Origin of the sequence: Kordia sp. SMS9, from assembly GCF_003352465.1 — a bacterium.
Taxonomy (GTDB): domain Bacteria; phylum Bacteroidota; class Bacteroidia; order Flavobacteriales; family Flavobacteriaceae; genus Kordia.
This window is the reverse complement of record NZ_CP031153.1, coordinates 958,786-977,287: the sequence shown is the minus strand read 5'-3', so window position 1 is coordinate 977,287 and position 18,502 is coordinate 958,786. Positions and strand designations below refer to the sequence as shown.

The following is an 18,502-nucleotide window of genomic DNA, read 5'->3' as shown; positions in this document are numbered from 1 at the left end:
TTTAATATATAAGGTCTTTCTTTAAAAATTCAAGTAATAAATATACCCAACACTAACGACAAAACTCCAGTCGTTTGCTTTGTTTTCAGGATATAAATTTTCATCAGGATTCAAACCATCCACCCAGTTTGAGAAATAATACCTCCAACGTAAATCAAGTAGTAAATCGGATGTTTCCGTAAATTTATACCGTGTTCCGACACTTGCCACCACAGACCAAGTAGAACCTGATTCATTTTGGAATGCATTTTGATATTTTACGGGCAATACACCTGGATCTAACAATCTTCCTAGGTCAGACTGCACAGTTGGTGTAAAATAGTGATATTGTGCTCCTAAAGCTGCATAAGGCGCTAATAAATAACCGCCGCTTTCAAACTCACGGATACTTCTTGGGAAAAACTCCAATTGTGTTCCTAAATTTAAAACACGCGTACTTCCATTCATGGCGCGCAACTGCTGTGCGGTTAACGATACTTTATTATCAGCTACATAACGACCAAAATGCTCCAAATTCACCGTTGTATAGGTCAATTCATTTCGTACTTTAAAATGGTCATTAAAATAGGTGTATCGCGTAAAGCAGTTACATTCAGCGCGGTATGAGAAGTTTAAGTAGTGAACTATACCAAATTCAGCTCCAACATTTCCAATATTGGTTTCAAAGTCGTTTCGTTCTCCATAATCTGACTGGAATGCATTTGGTCCAATGATAAATCCGATTTCGTGAGAAAATCCGAATTGAGCATGAACTGTCCCGACACACATCAGCATGAAAAGTAGGTAGATAGGGCAGATTCTGTTTAACATGTTATAAACCAGTATTTATATGAGGCAATACAGCAAATATATAAAAACCCTTAAAACAAAAAAACAAAAACCGTATTATCTAATGTTTATTAATGCGGAACAGCAGTAATGAAGCTACTTAAATTTATCATATACGAAAACGTTAGATAATTGTCAAATTGTAAAAAAAAGACTGTTTTTTTTTAATTAAATGTATATTTGCACAGTCAAATAATGATATTAATAAAAATTTGTTAATCAAACTTCGTTTATGGAAGCAAAAGTAAAAGACTTTTTAGACTTGGTAAAGCAGACAAACGGACACGAACCTGAATTTTTACAAGCAGTTCAGGAAGTTGCGGAAGCTGTAATCCCTTATATTGAAGGTAAGGAAAAATATAAAGGAACAAAGATACTTGAAAGAATGGTGGAGCCTGAGCGCGTCATTATGTTTAGAGTGCAGTGGGTAGATGATAGTGGAGAAATTCAAGTAAATCGCGGATATAGAATTCAAATGAATTCTGCAATTGGTCCTTACAAAGGAGGATTGCGTTTTCACCCAAGTGTAAACCTAAGTATTCTTAAATTCTTAGCATTTGAGCAAGTATTTAAAAACAGCTTAACAACACTTCCAATGGGCGGTGGAAAAGGTGGTTCAGATTTTAATCCAAAAGGAAAATCTGATGTTGAAATTATGCGTTTCTGCCAAGCATTTATGTCGGAATTATTTAGACATATTGGGCCAGATACAGATGTACCTGCGGGAGACATCGGAGTTGGTGGACGCGAAATTGGATACATGTTTGGAATGTATAAAAAATTACGCAACGAATTTACAGGTGTACTTACAGGAAAAGGAATTACTTGGGGCGGATCGTTAATTCGTCCAGAAGCTACAGGATACGGAAATGTGTATTTTGCACAAAGCATGTTAGGAACTAGAGGAGAATCGTTTGAAGGAAAAACGGTACTTGTTTCAGGTTCTGGAAATGTAGCCCAGTATGCTGTAGAAAAAGCAACGGAATTAGGAGCAAAAGTAGTCACTATGTCCGATTCTTCAGGATATATTCATGATGCTGACGGAATTGATGCTGATAAATTAGCGTTCATCATGGAGCTCAAGAATGTAAAACGTGGAAGAATTCACGAATATGTAGATGAATATCCATCAGCAACATTCCACAAAGGAGAAAGACCTTGGAGCATTAAGTGTGACGTTGCATTGCCATGTGCTACTCAAAATGAATTGAACGGAGAAGAAGGGCAAACATTGGTAGATAACGGTTGTATTTGTGTGAGTGAAGGTGCAAATATGCCATCTACGCCAGAAGCGATCGAAATATTTTTAAACAACAAAATATTATTCGCACCAGGAAAAGCATCAAACGCAGGTGGAGTGTCTACGTCTGGTTTAGAAATGACACAAAATTCATTACGTTACAGCTGGACTCGTGAAGAAGTTGATGAAAAATTAAAGCAAATCATGAAAGATATTCATGCAGCTTGTGAAAAATACGGAAAAGATGATGACGGATTTATTGATTACGTTAAAGGAGCCAATATTGCTGGTTTTGTAAAAGTAGCTGATGCTATGATTGCACAAGGAGTTATCTAATACATTTTTCAAAATATAATTAAAAAGCTTTCTACTCCTATGGTAGGAAGCTTTTTTTATGACATTAATATATGATAAGCAATTCATTTACGTTATTATTAAATATATTTGGTGAAATATTTTAAAATGAGTGTTGTTTTTCTTCCACGGAACCATGTATTTGGTTCACATGCACACCCCAAAAGCAACATTAAAATAAAAAGACGAATGAGGAAAATTTTGTATTTGTTATTGCTTACTTGTACTGTTTTGGTGCACGGACAATCAGCTAACAATTCTTGGTTAGGTCATTATTCCTATAACAAAGTGATTGACATATCGCAAAGTTCAGATAAAATTTACGGTGCTTCAGATAATTCGTTCTTTACTTATGACTTGCAAACGAATGAAATTGCTAAGTATTCTACTATCAATGGACTTTCTGGAGAAGAAATAAGCACTGCATTTTACAGTCAATCAGGAGACAAGTATGTGCTTGGGTACCGTAATGGACTTATTGAAATTTTTGATCCTAATACGGAAGAAATCAATAAAGTAGTAGATATTATTGACAAGCCTACCATTCCGCCCAACGAAAAAAACATTAATCACATTTTAGAGTACAACAATACCTTATATCTTTCTACAGACTTTGGAATTTCACTGTATGATATCAATGCATTAGAATTTGGAGACACGTATTTTATTGGTCCCAACGGAAGTCAAATAGAAGTACGACAAACCACTATTTTTGGAGAATATATATATGCAGCAACAAAAATAGGCGTATTTAGGGCGGTTGTTGATAATGATAATTTGATTGATTTTGCAGAATGGGAACGTATCAATACGTTTGATATGAGAGGTGTTCTCGCTTTTGGAGAAGACTTATACGCTATTACTTTAACTAGAAGAATGCTTAGATTTAATGGTACAGCTTTTTCATTCTTATCGCAAATTCCACAATATGCAACGCCTTTAGAAGACTTTAAAGCAATGGAAAACTACATGATGGTTGTGCACAATGAAGAAGTTCACATATATGACGCAGACCTTAATGAAGTAGTGAACGTTCAAACCTTAGAAGAATATCCAGAGTTAGAATTCAATTCTGCATTGCTTTTAGGAAATACCCTATACTTAGGCACAGAAAAACAAGGAATATTAGAAACTACATTTCCAATGCCCATTACAGCAAATCAAATACTACCCGACGGACCTTTGCTAAACAATACATTTTCTATTACAGCAATTCCAAATGAACTTTGGGTAGTATATGGCGACTACACCGCAGGATATGATCCGTATCCGTTAGATGACAGAGGTGTAAGTCACCTGCAAGATTTGGCTTGGACAAACATTCCATATACGCCAGACTTTGATGCAAAAAGTATTGTACATGCCACGGTAAATCCAGCAAATACTAACCAGGTGTTTTTAAGTTCTTTTTTCTCGGGAATATTAAAAATGGAAGACAATGCTCCAGTAGAAATATTAAACACAACCAACAGTGATTTGGAATCGCTTGATATTGGAGTGCCAACCTACATTGACATACGAATTGGAGAAACTAAATATGATGTAAATGGAGATCTTTGGGTGTTAAACTCTAAAGTTGACAACGGAATCAAAGTGTTGCGAAGTAGCGGTCAATGGGAATCGTATACAGTTTTGGAAGCGATTAGCGATCCTCTAAATGGAGAAAATGGATTGTCTAAAATTGAAATTAGTGAAGGTGGCTTAAAAGCGATTGCGACTCAAAATCACGGTGTTTTATTGTTTGATGAAACACGGAGCGCTGGTTCTCGTTTTACCTCGATCAGTGAGGAAGAAGTAGGAAATTTGCCATCAACGGATGTGAGAGCGCTGAGCGTAGACAAATCTGGCAATTTGTGGATTGGAACCGTACGAGGAATTCGTGTATATTTTGGCATTGATGGTATTTTTGATGACAGCGATCCACAATCCAACGATATCATTATTGTAGATGAAGATGGTGTGCCAAAAGAATTACTTTTTGAACAAACGGTAACCGACATTGAAGTAGACGGTTCTAATAACAAATGGATTGCGACTTCGGCTTCTGGGGTATTTTACATGTCGCCTGATGCTACCGAAACGCTTGCACATTTCACCAAAGACAATTCGCCTTTGCCAACAAATACAGTCAATAATATTGAAATTGATTCCGAATCGGGACGTGTATACATTGCCACGGCAAAAGGATTGCTATCGTTTCAAGGAACGGCAACTGCACCAAAAGAAAGTTTAGACAACGTATTTGCGTATCCAAATCCTGTACGACCAGGCTTCAATGGAAATCTTAACATTTCTGGATTAACAAATAATGCCAACGTGAAAATAACTGATATTGAAGGAAACTTGGTCTTTGAAGCGACTGCGGAAGGTGGAACCTTACTGTGGGATTTAACAGCCTTTGGAAGACACAAAGTCGCTTCGGGTGTATATCTTATTTTAATTGCGAGTGAAGATGGTACGGAAACCAAAGTCACCAAAGTGATGATTGTTCGTTAAATGTTAGTCACCACCAAAGCCATTGTCATTTCTACCATAAAATATGGCGATTCAAGTGTCATTGCAAAATGTTTTACGGCTTCTGATGGTATCAAAAGTTATTTACTCCGCGGAATTCTCAAATCAAAAAAAGGCAAGTTGAAAATTGCGTATTTTCAACCATTGACGCAGCTTGAAATTGTTGCCAATCACAAAAATAAAGGCAGTTTAGAATACATAAAAGATGTCAAAACGGTCTATCCATACGTTTCCATTCACACACAAATAGACAAAAGTGCCATTGCGTTGTTCTTGTCAGAAATATTAAACTATTCCATTCAAGAAGAAGAAAAAAACGAAGCCTTATTTCAATTTATAGAAAATGCGCTACAGTGGCTCGATGTGCATGATGAAATAGCCAACTTTCACCTTGCATTTTTAACCAACTTAACAAAGTATTTTGGATTCTTTCCAGAAATAAAAAATATACACAAAGAATATTTCGATTTGCAAGAAGGGCAATTCTTTGATCACAATACGCTCAACGAATGCATAAAGGGCGAAAATTTAACATGTTTCAAACAGCTATTAGGCATAAAATTTGATGCGCAGAATACCATAAAGTTGTCCTCGCAAAGAAGAAATGAAATTCTAGCAATATTCATTCAATATTTTAAATTACATTTGCAGGGATTTAGGCAACCAAAATCAATGGAAGTGTTACATGAGGTATTTAAGTAAAATAAAAGGTTTTGTCGGTATCGTCGCTTTTATTTTTTCGCAAGTTCTTTTTGGTCAAGAAATTCAAGTAAAAGACATTGTCAACGATAGAAACATCTCTAACGTGAACGTATACAATGCTGATCAATCAAAAGGAGGCATTACTAATGCTCGCGGTAAGATTGATATTAGTCAGTTTTCAGATACTGAGAAAATCACTTTTCGTCATATTTCCTACTTGCCAGTTACCTTCACAAAGCAACAAATTCTCCAAAATAAAAACATTGTTTACTTGGTAAAACAAACGGCTGAGTTATCTAAAATTGTGATTTCAGTTTCCAAATGGCAACAAAATAAAAAGGAAATCCCTAAAAAAATTGTCAGCATCAATAGCAAAGAAATTGCGTATACAACACCGCAAACGGCAGCAGATTTACTAGAACGCAGCGGAAAAATATTTGTACAAAAAAGTCAGCTTGGTGGCGGAAGTCCTATGATTAGAGGATTTTCTACAAACAGACTGCTACTTTCGGTAGATGGTGTGCGTATGAACAATGCTATATTTCGTGGTGGAAATGTGCAGAATGTCATATCTATTGATCCTTTTAATGTAAACAATACCGAAGTCATTTTGGGACCAGGTTCCGTTATTTATGGAAGTGACGCTATTGGTGGTGTGATGAACTTTTACACAAAAACACCCAAACTTTCATGGAATGAAGAAACACGGATTTCAGGAAATGCCAACACGCGTTATGCGACGGCTAACAATGAAAAAACAGGACATTTTGATATCAATATCGGACTCAAAAAATGGGCGTTTTTAACGAGTGTCACTTATAGCGATTTTGAGGACTTGCGCATGGGAAGAAATGGTAATGATGCCTACTTGCGACCAGAATATGTAACCAACATCAACGGACAAGATGTTGTCATTAACAACTCAAACCCAATCAATCAACGATTTACAGGATACAACCAAATGAATTTGGCGCAACGTATAAAATTGATCTCAGATGATATTTGGGAATTTGATTTGGGCTTGCATTACTCAACTACGTCAGACTTTCCTCGATACGATCGTTTGATCGAATATCGCGATGACACCTTGCGTTATGGCGATTGGTATTACGGACCGCAACGATGGTTTATGGCGAATTTTCAAACTCAGAAAAAAGGGAATAATACTTACTACGATAATGTAAAATTTACCAATGCCTATCAACGATTTGAAGAAAGCAGAAACAGGCGTAATTTTCAAGATATCATTTTAGGTGTCACCAAAGAAAAAGTAGATGCAATTTCGTCTAGTTTAGACTTTGAAAAACGCTTCAACCCAAAACTCAAAACATTTTACGGTTTTGAATATGTCTACAATAAAGTACATTCAGATGGATTTAACCAAAACATTACGACAGGAGAAATTGTAGATGCGGCTTCTCGTTATCCCGATGGCGCTACTTGGCAATCTATGGCAACATACGCGAGTTTAGAATACAAACCCAATCCCAAATTTACCTTACAATCTGGGTTGCGTTACAATCATATTCTTATAAACGCAGATTTTGATACTACATTTTTCCCGTTTCCATTCACGGAAGCAAATACCAACACAGGCGCATTTACAGGAAGTGTCGGATTCAGTTGGTTGCCTAATAAATGGCAAATTACCGCAAACATAGGCACGGCTTTTAGAGCACCAAATATTGATGATATTGGAAAAGTGTTTGACTCAGAACCAGGTTCAGTTATTGTGCCAAATCCTAATTTAACTCCAGAGCATGCATACAGTGCAGAATTTGGTATACAGAAAAAAATTGGAAGTAGTTTTGATTTGAATTTTACCGCATTCTATACCTTGCTAGACGATGCTTTAATTCGAAAAGATTTCAATCTCAATGGTGAAACGGAAATCATGTACAATGGTGAATTGAGCAATGTGCAAGCCATTCAAAATGCTTCAAAAGTATTTACATACGGTTTTGAATTTGGCTTTGCAGCAAAATTTGACAAGTGGACAAAAGTTAGCGCTGATCTTACCATTCCAAGAGGAGAAGAAGAACAGGCAGACGGGACTAGAGTTCCATTACGACATGTATCGCCTATTTTTGGAAATGTGCATTTTATCTACAAAGGAGACCGATTAAAATTTGATATCTTTACAAACTTTAACGGTTCCATTACCAACAATAATTTAGCGCCTTCAGAACGGAACAAAGCGTATTTATATGCTACGGATGAAAATGGAAACCCTTTCTCACCTTCATGGGTAACATTCAATGCGAAATCAAATTTTGAAGTCAACGAGAAAATTAATATCACGGCTTCTCTTGAAAATATTACGGATCAACGCTACAGAGTATATTCTTCGGGCATATCTGCGCCTGGTAGAAATTTAATCCTCAGTTTAAATTATAATTTTTAAGTCTTGCTTGTTAGGAAATAGACTACAGATTTTTAGAGAAGTTAAAATTTTACGATATTTATGCCGATTAATTCATAGTTTTCATCTAAATTAATGGATTAATACTACCATGAAAATATAATTAAGTTAACATTGAATAAATTTACCTTGCCTAAATTACTTTAGTTATGAAAAAAACCTACTCATTATTAGCGTTATTGCTAAGCATCACTTATGCGAGTGCGCAATATTGTGTTCCACCTTCGGGTTTTACAGCTCCTGATCCCACAGCAGAATATATTAGTAGAGTGGAATTAAATACAATGATTAATGTAACTGCTAGTGTGCCCGCTACTGGTTATAGTGATTTTACAACATCTGTAACACCTACGGATTTGGATGTAGGATCTACCTATTCAATCAATATCACAAAAACATGGACAGGAGGCTTTTTTGCAGAAGCACTTTCTGTATGGATTGATTACAATCAAGATGGAGTATTTGCCGTGAGTGAAAGAGTCTTTAATGATGCGCCTACAACATTTACTCCTGTGTCGGGGAATTTTACAATTCCAATTGCTGCGACATTAGGAAATACAAGAATGCGTGTGCAAATGAAAGGAGATGGAGGTACTATTCTTAATGCATGTGAATCGTATCTTTTTGGAGAAGTAGAGGATTATACAGTTAATATCATAAACTCTTCTTTACCTCCCGATATTGTTGTGGAAGGAAATGCTGTGGAAATACCAGATGGTTCTATCAACGTGCCGTCAACAGCAGATCATACAGATTTTGGGAGTGTCTTCCTTTCAGGAGGTTTCATAACTCGAACGTTTACCATCACCAATGATGGAACGACAACCAATTTAACATTGCCGAGTGATCCTGTTAGTTTTGGTGTGGGAACAAGTACAGATTTCACCATCCTATCACAACCCTTAGATTTAATACTATCAGCAGGAGAATCAACTACATTTACAATACAATATGAACCTACAGTTGCAGGTGCAGCTACTGGAGAAATCATTATTGCGAATGACGATCCTGACATAGCAGAACAAACATTTTCTTTTAATATTGCAGCAGATGGAGTAGTGCCTGTGCCAAGCCCAGGAAATATATCCACCAACTTACAATTGTGGATGAAAGCTAATGTAGGAACGACGGTATCAGGAACCGATGTAACGAGTTGGACAGATCAATCACCAAATGGTTTTACAGCAGCTTCCGAAGGTACTACGGATGCGCAGCTTGTCAGTAATGGACTAAACTTTAATCCAACACTACGATTTTCGGGAGCACAATATCTAAATCTTGGAAATCCATCACAATTAGACTTACAACCACTCACAGATGAAATGACTATTATTACCGTAGTGCAAACTAATAGCTTTGGAACTGTTGTTTCAAAAGGAGATGAATTTGACAGAAACTATCAAGTTTGGTTTGGAGTAACGGATCAAGTATTACATCACACACTTGGAAGAAATAATGCAGATTCACCAAACACATCTACACGTTTTGGAACGATCTATGGTCGTGTTGAACCAAAAATTACAGCAGGTGTCATATCAGATACTGGTGTCAGTTCTACAAGACTATCACCTTATCTAAATGGTGTTTTAGATCCAGCAGCCACCAACGAAGGAATTTCCAATGGTGCAATAGCATCTGATGTTTTGATTGGTGCTAGAAGAGCAAGTGTGAATACAGGATCAGGCTTCTTATTCAATGGAGACATTGCGGAAGTTGTTATCTATGATAGAGATTTGTCTACCGCCGAAATGGAACGAGTAGAATCGTATTTAGCACTAAAATACGGAATCACTTTAGGAGCCAATGAGTTTTTCTGGACTACAGGAACAGGAACGTCAGCATTTGGATATACAGGAACAAGTAAGGACTATGTAGATTCTAACGGAACCATAATTTGGGATGGTAGTGCCAATGCAGGATATGGATACAATATATTTGGAGTTATTAGAGACGATAACTCACAATTTGTACAAACACAATCTACCAGCGTTAACAGAGGGCCAGAAGACATACTAACAATGACAAAAGAATCAGGTTCATTCGATTCAAACCTAACATACTTACTTGTTGGAAATAATGGGCTTGGGGAAACTATTCAAACCTCAACACTTCCTGTACGTACTGCGGGTATGCTCAATAAAATATGGCATGCACATGAAAGTACAAGCGACATTGGAACTGTTGAACTAGAATTTGATATGAGTAGCAGCGGACTATCAAACTTAGACGATTTAGAACTATACATTGCAGATACTGATACCTTTGCAGCGTATGAAAATTATCAAGGAACCAATGTGGGAGGTGTGCTCACCTTTACGGGAGTAAACTTAGACGATGGCCAATTTTTTACGTTAGGAGAACCGACAACAGTTACAGGATCTAACGCGCTATTCTTTGATGGTGTAGATGATTTTGTAGAGGACAAATCTCCAATAACTCGTTCATTAACTAGCTATACTGTCATGGGTTGGATTCGAAACCCTGGACAGCCTGTAACAATATCAATACAAGAAATGTTGGGCGTTAGCGGTCAGTACAGATTTTATTTGAGTGGAGGACTTTTAGCCATTCAAGAAGGTGTAACTGGTGGAATTCCAAGGGTAGGTTCAGATACCAATACCGACTGGACACATTTTGCGATCATAGTAAATACAAGTACATCATTGGCAAACTTCTACTTAAATGGTTTCCGTATTGGTGGTGGTGGAATAGATCCTATTGCCTCAAATACAAACCCTTTCCGAATAGGGACATTTAATAATGTGAACTTTTTCACAGGATTTGTGGACGAAATAAGAGTATTCGATGTTGCCTTAACGGAAGATCAACTCAGAGAAATGGTACATCAAGAAATCATACAAAATGGGAGTAACGTTCGTGGATCTGTAATTCCTAAGGATATTGAAGACTTTACCTCAGGAGCCAATTTAGCTTGGTCTTCCTTGGTAGGATACTATGATATATCATCCATTACTGGAAATCGTATCCAAGACTTAACAGGGAATACGAATACACTTTTCATGAAAAATATTGGAAGTCTTGTGCCGCAAACAGCTCCAATGCCTTATGTAAGTGTGGCAGATGGAAACTGGACAGATGATGCTACTTGGGAATTTGGAACGGTGTGGGATACGCCTTCTGCAAACAGTATCAATTGGTCTATTGTGCAAATCCGAGATAATGTGACGGCAAGCGCAAACTATTCAACTTTAGGATTAACAGTAGATACTGGTGCTACCCTCACGATGACAGGTACAAATCCGGTGGTGACAAGTACATCTCCATATGCAATTACCGCAGGAACAGGATTTGAGCTTATCAATACATGGTATACAAATTTAGATGGAGTGATAGACCTAAACGGAGAAAGTCAATTTAGGCAAACTGTACGAAGTGATTTAGACGTTACAAGTGCTGGTTATGTAGAAAAAGATCAGCAAGGAACGGCAAGCACCTATACATATAATTATTGGTCATCACCAGTAAGTGCTATCAATACGACAGCTAACAATCAAGATTTCACACTAGGAGCTGTATTATATGATGGTACAACGTCAAGTGCACCAGCAGCCATTACATGGACCACAGCAGACGACGGTGACACATCGCCATTAACCATCAGTTCTGAATGGATTTTTAAATATGTAAATGGTGCTGATGAAGATTACAGCGCGTGGCAATTTGTTCGAAACACAGGCAACATATCACCAGGAGAAGGATACACCATGAAAGGAGTTTCAACAACGTTAGACGAATTAGAAGAACAAAACTACGTATTCAGAGGAAAACCAAACAATGGTGTCATCACCGTAGGACCTTTAGATGACGGAAACTTATACTTGGTAGGAAACCCTTACTTATCTCCTTTAGATGCAGACGACTTCATTAACGATAATATTGCAAACGATGCTACCTCAGGAACCATATTTTTCTGGGAACATTGGGGCGGTGGCACACACACCCTTTTAGATTATCAAGGCGGATATGCTACGTACACATTAAGTGGAGGAACGCCAGCAATGTCGCATCCATCAGTAAGTCAAACAGGATCAGGAACCAAAACACCAAGACGCTTCATTCCAGTTGGACAAGGTTTCTTTGTGCAAGGTGATACAAATCCAGGAAATGGTGTTACAACTACTGTTGAATTCAACAATGCGCAACGTGGAGATCCATCTGTATTTCTTAGAGAAAACCCGAATTCTACATTTTCTATCTTTCTAAGAGAAACTGGAGATGAATCCGTTGATCCAGGATTATTTGAAAATAATTCAGAAGAAATAAATTTAGAATTTGATTCAGAAGCTTTACCAGCGAGTATTCGTCCAGACAATCGACAAAAAATTCGTTTAGGATACACGAATTCTGCAGGTTTCCATCGTCAAATACTACTCGCATTTGATAGAAATGCCACAGACGGAGTCGATTTAGGATACGAAGGAGAATCAATTGGAGTTACCGAAAATGATATGTATTGGGCACTTGAAAGTGAAAAATATGTCATTCAAGCAGTAGAAAATTTACATTTAGACAGAGAAGTGCCACTTGGTTTGGTGTCAAGAGTTGTCGGTGGTGGAACCATCATGATAGATGCACTCGAAAATATAGACGAAAGTGTCGGTATCTACATTAAAGATAATTACACAGGAGCTACACACAATCTAAGAGAAAGCGATTTCCAAGTATCAATTGCGCTAGGAGAAACCAATGATAAATATTCCTTGGTATTCAAACCAGAAAATGCATTAAGTATCAACAATGCTATCCTAGAAGAAGGAATCATAATGTATACAGATACAAAAACGGACGAATTAGTAATTACAAATAATACAAACTTTGCGTTAAAAAGTATTGACATGCATACGCTTTTAGGGCAACAAATAAGTACCATAACAGAAGGTGTCGATGAAAAAACCATTCGAATTCCTATTGACAATGTTGCAAGTGGTATATACGTAATAAGTATCTATTCTGAAGGCGGAAAAATTAGCAAAAAACTAGTCATTAACTAAATCAGAATCATACACAATACAAAAGACCACTTGAAAAACCAAGTGGTCTTTTTTTATTTAACACATTACAATTCAATGAAATTCATTAATTTCGCAAATTCAATACAGAGCAGAAAAAATGGCTAATAAATTTACAGAGTATAAAGGACTAAACTTACCCGTAGTGGCTGAGGAAATACTCAACTATTGGGAAGAAAACGACATCTTTGAAAAAAGTATCACTTCGCGCGAAGGTGCCGAATCATTCGTGTTTTTTGAAGGACCACCATCCGCAAACGGATTACCAGGAATTCACCACGTATTAGCCAGAGCCATCAAAGATATTTTCTGTCGCTACAAAACGCTCAAAGGATACCAAGTAAAACGGAAAGCAGGTTGGGATACACACGGACTTCCCGTGGAATTGAAAGTGGAATCAGAACTCAATATCACCAAAGAAGACATTGGTACAAAAGTATCTGTAAACGAATACAACGAAGCGTGTAAAGAAGCGGTAATGCGCTACACAGATATCTGGAACGACATGACCAGAAAAGCTGGATATTGGGTAGATATGGAAGATCCATACATTACCTACAAGCCGAAATACATGGAAAGTGTGTGGTGGTTGTTAAAGCAAATCTACGACAAAGGATTGATGTACAAAGGCTACACCATTCAACCCTATTCACCAAAAGCAGGAACAGGATTAAGTTCACACGAATTAAATCAACCTGGAACCTATCAAGATGTTACTGATACAACTGTTGTAGCACAATTCAAAGCGATCCAAGAAACACTACCTGCAACATTGCAAAGCATAGAAGGCGATGTGCATTTTTTGGCGTGGACGACAACTCCTTGGACATTGCCATCAAACACAGCATTAACGGTTGGACCAAAAATTGACTATGCGGTTGTAAAAACATACAATCAATACACGTTTGAACCTATAAATGTAGTATTGGCTAAAAACTTGGTTGGAAAGCAATTTGCGGGTAAAAAATTCACGCAAGTAGAAACCTTAGAAGAAGTTTCAGCCTACCAACAAGACGATAAAAAAATACCTTATTTCATCACAAGTGAACATAAAGGAACCGATTTAGTAGGCATCAAATACGAGCAATTACTCACCTACGCACTTCCTTATAAAAATGCAGAAAATGCGTTTAGAGTAATTTCTGGTGATTTCGTTACCACGGAAGACGGAACTGGAATCGTACACACTGCGCCAACATTTGGTGCCGATGATGCAAAAGTTGCCAAAGAAGCAACACCAGAAGTTCCGCCGCTACTTGTAAAAGATGAAAATGACAATTTGGTGCCTTTAGTAGATTTACAAGGTCGTTTCAGACCAGAACTAGGCGAATTTGGCGGGAAATATGTAAAAAATGAATACTATGCCGATGGCGAAGCTCCCGAAAAATCAATAGATGTCGAATTAGCCATCAAACTAAAAACAGAAAACAAAGCATTTAAAGTTGAAAAATACGTCCACAGTTATCCAAACTGCTGGCGTACCGACAAGCCAATCTTATACTATCCGTTAGATTCGTGGTTTATAAAAATCACAGATGTAAAAGATAGAATGTACGACTTAAACCAAACCATCAACTGGAAACCGAAATCAACAGGTGAAGGCCGTTTCGGTAACTGGATTGCAGGCGCAAACGACTGGAACTTATCGCGATCACGTTATTGGGGAATTCCACTACCAATCTGGCGTACGGAAGACGGTAAAGAAGAATTGATCATTGGCTCGTTGGCAGAATTAAAAGCAGAAATTCAAAAAGCGATGGATGCTGGCGTAGAAAATAAAGACGTATATGCCAATTTTGAAGTCGGCAACATGTCTGAAGAAAACTACGACAAAGTCGATTTGCACAAGCACATCGTAGATCAAATTACACTAGTTTCACCTTCCGGAAAACCGATGAAGCGTGAAAGTGACTTAATTGATGTGTGGTTCGATTCAGGTTCAATGCCGTACGCACAATGGCATTATCCGTTTGAAAACAAAGAACTGATTGACAACAACGAAAGCTATCCTGCAAACTTCATCGCCGAAGGTGTCGATCAAACACGCGGTTGGTTTTATACGTTGCACGCCATAGGTACCATGGTATTTGATTCGGTTGCCTATAAAAATGTAGTTTCCAACGGATTGGTGTTAGACAAAAATGGTCAAAAAATGTCCAAACGTCTCGGAAACGCTGTTGATCCATTTACAACGCTTGATCAATATGGTCCAGATGCCACACGTTGGTACATGATTTCCAATGCAAATCCTTGGGACAATCTAAAATTTGATCTGGATGGAATTGCAGAAGTTCGCCGTAAATTCTTCGGAACGTTATACAATACATATTCATTCTTCTGTCTCTATGCAAACATTGACAATTTCAGCTACAGCGAAGACGAAATTCCAGTAGCCGAACGTCCAGAAATAGATCGTTGGATTCTTTCAGAACTGCATTCACTCATCAAATATGTAGATGAAAGCTATGCAGATTACGAACCGACAAAAGCTGCAAGAGCGATCTCAGAATTTGTGCAAGAAAATTTAAGTAACTGGTTTGTGCGATTAAGCAGAAGAAGATTCTGGAAAGGCGATTATCAACACGACAAAATATCTGCATACCAAACGTTGTATACGTGTATGCTAACCGTTGCAAAACTTGGCGCGCCAATTGCTCCTTTTTATATGGACAGACTTTACAAAGATTTAACCAAAGCAACAGCTACAGAAAACTTTGAAAGTGTACATTTAGCAGAGTTTCCAAAATTTGACGAATCGTTCATTGACAAGTCGCTAGAGCGTAAAATGGAAAACGCACAAACAATATCTTCCTTAGTATTATCGTTAAGAGCTAAAGAAAAGATCAAAGTGCGTCAACCATTACAACGCATTATGATTCCTGTATTAGATGCGCAAACGAAAGCTGAAATTACGGCTGTTTCCGAATTAATCAAGTCGGAAGTAAACGTAAAAGAAGTAGAATTGTTAGACGATGCATCGGGAATATTAGTCAAGCAAATTAAGCCTAATTTTAAGGTGTTAGGACCAAAATTTGGAAAAGACATGAAAGCGGCTGCAGGTGCAATTATGCAGTTTGGACAAGAAGAAATTGCCGAAATTGAAAAAACAGGCAAAATCTCTATAGAAATTAACGGAAAAAGTAGTACATTAGATATAGCAGAAGTGGAAATCACTTCGCAAGATATAGAAGGTTGGTTAGTAGCCAATTCGGGAGGAATTACCGTCGCGTTAGACGTTACCATAACTGATGAATTGCGAAAAGAAGGAATTACAAGAGAACTTGTCAACAGAATTCAAAACGCTCGTAAAGATTCAGGGTTTGAAGTCACGGATAAAATCCATGTAACGCTACAAAAAGATGAACATTTAGTGGATGCAATCAATACTAATTTGGACTATCTCACCACAGAGACACTCACAGACCAATTAGACTTTGTAGATCAACTAGATACCGGTACAGAAATTGCTTTCGATGAAGTAAATACCGTATTGTTTATTAAAAAAATATAGAGATCATGGAAGAAACTAAAATTAGATACTCAGACAAGCAGCTTGCAGAATTCAAGCAAATCATACAAGATAAAATTGATCAAGCACAAAAAGATTTAGAACTTTTAAAAAGTGCGTATATGAACGATCACAACAATGGTACAGATGATACTTCGCCTACATTTAAGGCTTTTGAAGAAGGATCAACCACGATGTCGAAAGAAAAAAACATGCAATTAGCCATTCGTCAAGAAAAGTTCATTCGCGATCTTAAAAATGCGCTCATCCGTATTGAAAATAAAACGTATGGAATTTGCAGAGTGACTGGAAAATTGATCAATCCTGAGCGTCTAAAATTAGTGCCACATGCTACATTAAGCATTGAAGCTAAAAACATGCAAAAATAAACACTCATATATAGTGAAAAGAGCGCTCAATTGGGCGCTTTTTTTTGGTTTAGTAGTTTAGTTGAATAGGCAAACTAACGAGTTCAATATAAAAAATCGTTATTCTTGAGTCTAAAACCAACTGTTTGTCACATTGAGCGCAGCCGAGATGCTTTCTAAATAGAATCTGTAAGTCTAAAAATGAAAAAAATAATATTCATAGTACCTTTATTTCTATTTATGCATTGTGGTTGCTTCGCCCAAAAAACAACACAACAAACCATAGCAATTAATGATGTAGAAGAAATTCGTATCCATACGGCAAAAATCTTTCAGCTCAACATCTACAGCACAAACAAAAATGTACTAAAGATTGAAACGCACATGGAAGGCGAATACTATCGAGATGTCAATGTCATTACTTCCACTAAAAACAAAAAACTTCAGCTTTCCTGCGAACTGGCAGAAGATTTTCAGCTTCCAAACGACAAACTTAGCGCGCACAAAGTATTTGCCATTACGATGAATGTATACATTCCCAAGCAACTCAAGGTACAGCTAGAAGGTGACGAAACCCAAGTCTATGTGCAAGGAAACTACAAAAAATTCTGGGCAGTATTGATTTCTGGAAACTACACTTTGAACGAATTGGAAGGAGAAGCCATCATCCAAACCAAAAAAGGAGACATTCACTATATCAAACAAAAATTACCCACTTTTGAAACCGCGTCAGACCAACAAATTGTCTTTTATGAGAAAGGAAAAAAAGTAGAATTAAAAGCAGACAATGGAAAGATTACGTATTCTTCGAATAAAGGATAAAATATTCTTATTTTAGCGGACAATTAGGGAAATTACACGACACATGTCATTAAAAAAAGCTATTGGAATCATTGTTTTGGTCTTACTCATTGATCAAATCAGTAAAATATATATCAAAACCAATTTTGCAATCGGCGATAAAATCATCGTATTTGATTGGTTTGAAATTCTTTTTGTAGAAAACAGAGGAATGGCTTGGGGCGTAGAGCTTCCAGGAAGTTATGGAAAACTATTCCTTACTTTATTCCGTTTGTTTGCCATCACCGCAATTGGATATTGGCTGTACGATTCGGTCAAAAAACACAGTTCTAGGATCTTAATCATTGCCGTTTCCCTCATCTTTGCAGGCGCGTTAGGAAACATCATTGATTCAGTATTTTACGGAGTTATCTTTAACGGAAGTGAAGGGCAAATAGCAAGCTTCTTACCCGAAGAAGGCGGTTATGCACCTGTATTTTACGGACGTGTGGTAGACATGCTGCATTTTCCACTAATCGACACCACGTGGCCCGAATGGATGCCGTGGTTGGGTGGCGATCGCCTAACATTCTTTGATCCTGTATTCAACATTGCCGATTCTGCCATTACCGTCGGAGTTGCCTTATTGATCATCTTCAACAAAAAAGCATTTCCTAAAAAGAAGAAAGAAGAAAACAAAGAAGTTGTAGAAGAAACAGTAATGGTAGCTCCTAAAGAATAAATTAGAATTAGCGT

General features: G+C 37.3%; 10 protein-coding genes. 9 read left to right on the top strand and 1 reads right to left on the bottom strand.

Going from position 1 to position 18,502, the window contains the following annotated elements; genetic code table 11:
- Positions 1-21 precede the first annotated feature (21 nt).
- Positions 22-810, bottom strand: coding sequence for a glutamate dehydrogenase (locus KORDIASMS9_RS04285; protein ID WP_240321127.1), 789 nt, complete (start codon positions 808-810; stop codon positions 22-24).
- Between the two features lie 250 nt (positions 811-1,060).
- Between KORDIASMS9_RS04285 and gdhA the strand changes: the two genes are divergently transcribed.
- From gdhA to KORDIASMS9_RS04240, 9 genes are all read left to right on the top strand, one after another.
- Positions 1,061-2,404 (top strand): NADP-specific glutamate dehydrogenase, encoded by a 1,344-nt coding sequence (gene gdhA, locus KORDIASMS9_RS04280; RefSeq protein ID WP_114901654.1) that lies wholly within the window; start codon positions 1,061-1,063, stop codon positions 2,402-2,404.
- A gap of 207 nt (positions 2,405-2,611) precedes the next feature.
- Positions 2,612-4,918: a two-component regulator propeller domain-containing protein gene (locus KORDIASMS9_RS04275; protein ID WP_162819760.1), complete on the top strand. Its 2,307-nt coding sequence runs from the start codon at positions 2,612-2,614 to the stop codon at positions 4,916-4,918.
- The gene (recO, locus tag KORDIASMS9_RS04270) at positions 4,919-5,638 is read left to right on the top strand and encodes a DNA repair protein RecO (protein WP_114901652.1); all 720 of its coding nucleotides are present in this window, start codon (positions 4,919-4,921) and stop codon (positions 5,636-5,638) included. It begins immediately after the preceding gene.
- Positions 5,622-8,042 carry a TonB-dependent siderophore receptor gene (locus KORDIASMS9_RS04265; RefSeq protein WP_114901651.1) on the top strand — a complete coding sequence of 807 codons (2,421 nt, stop codon included), beginning with the start codon at positions 5,622-5,624 and terminating at the stop codon, positions 8,040-8,042. The genes recO and KORDIASMS9_RS04265 overlap by 17 nt, the downstream gene beginning before the upstream one ends.
- A gap of 167 nt (positions 8,043-8,209) precedes the next feature.
- A complete protein-coding gene (locus KORDIASMS9_RS04260) occupies positions 8,210-13,072 on the top strand; it encodes a GEVED domain-containing protein (protein WP_114901650.1) in 4,863 nt (1,620 codons plus the stop codon).
- A 118-nt stretch (positions 13,073-13,190) separates the two neighbouring features.
- A complete protein-coding gene (gene ileS, locus KORDIASMS9_RS04255; RefSeq protein WP_114901649.1) occupies positions 13,191-16,601 on the top strand; it encodes an isoleucine--tRNA ligase in 3,411 nt (1,136 codons plus the stop codon).
- A 5-nt stretch (positions 16,602-16,606) separates the two neighbouring features.
- Entirely contained in the window at positions 16,607-16,987 is a 381-nt protein-coding gene (locus KORDIASMS9_RS04250; protein WP_205318030.1) for a TraR/DksA C4-type zinc finger protein, read from the top strand.
- 180 nt (positions 16,988-17,167) lie between these two features.
- Complete coding sequence (locus KORDIASMS9_RS04245; protein WP_162819759.1) at positions 17,168-17,788, top strand: hypothetical protein; 621 nt, start codon at positions 17,168-17,170, stop codon at positions 17,786-17,788.
- 43 nt (positions 17,789-17,831) lie between these two features.
- Positions 17,832-18,488, top strand: a complete 657-nt coding sequence (locus KORDIASMS9_RS04240) for a lipoprotein signal peptidase (protein WP_114901646.1) — start codon at positions 17,832-17,834, stop codon at positions 18,486-18,488.
- Positions 18,489-18,502 lie beyond the last annotated feature (14 nt).

What these genes read in the sequence shown, in the direction of transcription:
- KORDIASMS9_RS04275 (WP_162819760.1), top strand. Translation starts at nt 2,612, where the DNA reads ATGAGGAAAATTTTGTATTTGTTATTGCTTACTTGTACTGTTTTGGTG.
- KORDIASMS9_RS04265 (WP_114901651.1), top strand. Translation starts at nt 5,622, where the DNA reads ATGAGGTATTTAAGTAAAATAAAAGGTTTTGTCGGTATCGTCGCTTTT.
- KORDIASMS9_RS04285 (WP_240321127.1), bottom strand. Translation starts at nt 810, where the DNA reads ATGTTAAACAGAATCTGCCCTATCTACCTACTTTTCATGCTGATGTGT.
- KORDIASMS9_RS04260 (WP_114901650.1), top strand. Translation starts at nt 8,210, where the DNA reads ATGAAAAAAACCTACTCATTATTAGCGTTATTGCTAAGCATCACTTAT.
- KORDIASMS9_RS04245 (WP_162819759.1), top strand. Translation starts at nt 17,168, where the DNA reads ATGAAAAAAATAATATTCATAGTACCTTTATTTCTATTTATGCATTGT.
- KORDIASMS9_RS04240 (WP_114901646.1), top strand. Translation starts at nt 17,832, where the DNA reads ATGTCATTAAAAAAAGCTATTGGAATCATTGTTTTGGTCTTACTCATT.
- recO (WP_114901652.1), top strand. Translation starts at nt 4,919, where the DNA reads ATGTTAGTCACCACCAAAGCCATTGTCATTTCTACCATAAAATATGGC.
- gdhA (WP_114901654.1), top strand. Translation starts at nt 1,061, where the DNA reads ATGGAAGCAAAAGTAAAAGACTTTTTAGACTTGGTAAAGCAGACAAAC.
- KORDIASMS9_RS04250 (WP_205318030.1), top strand. Translation starts at nt 16,607, where the DNA reads ATGGAAGAAACTAAAATTAGATACTCAGACAAGCAGCTTGCAGAATTC.
- ileS (WP_114901649.1), top strand. Translation starts at nt 13,191, where the DNA reads ATGGCTAATAAATTTACAGAGTATAAAGGACTAAACTTACCCGTAGTG.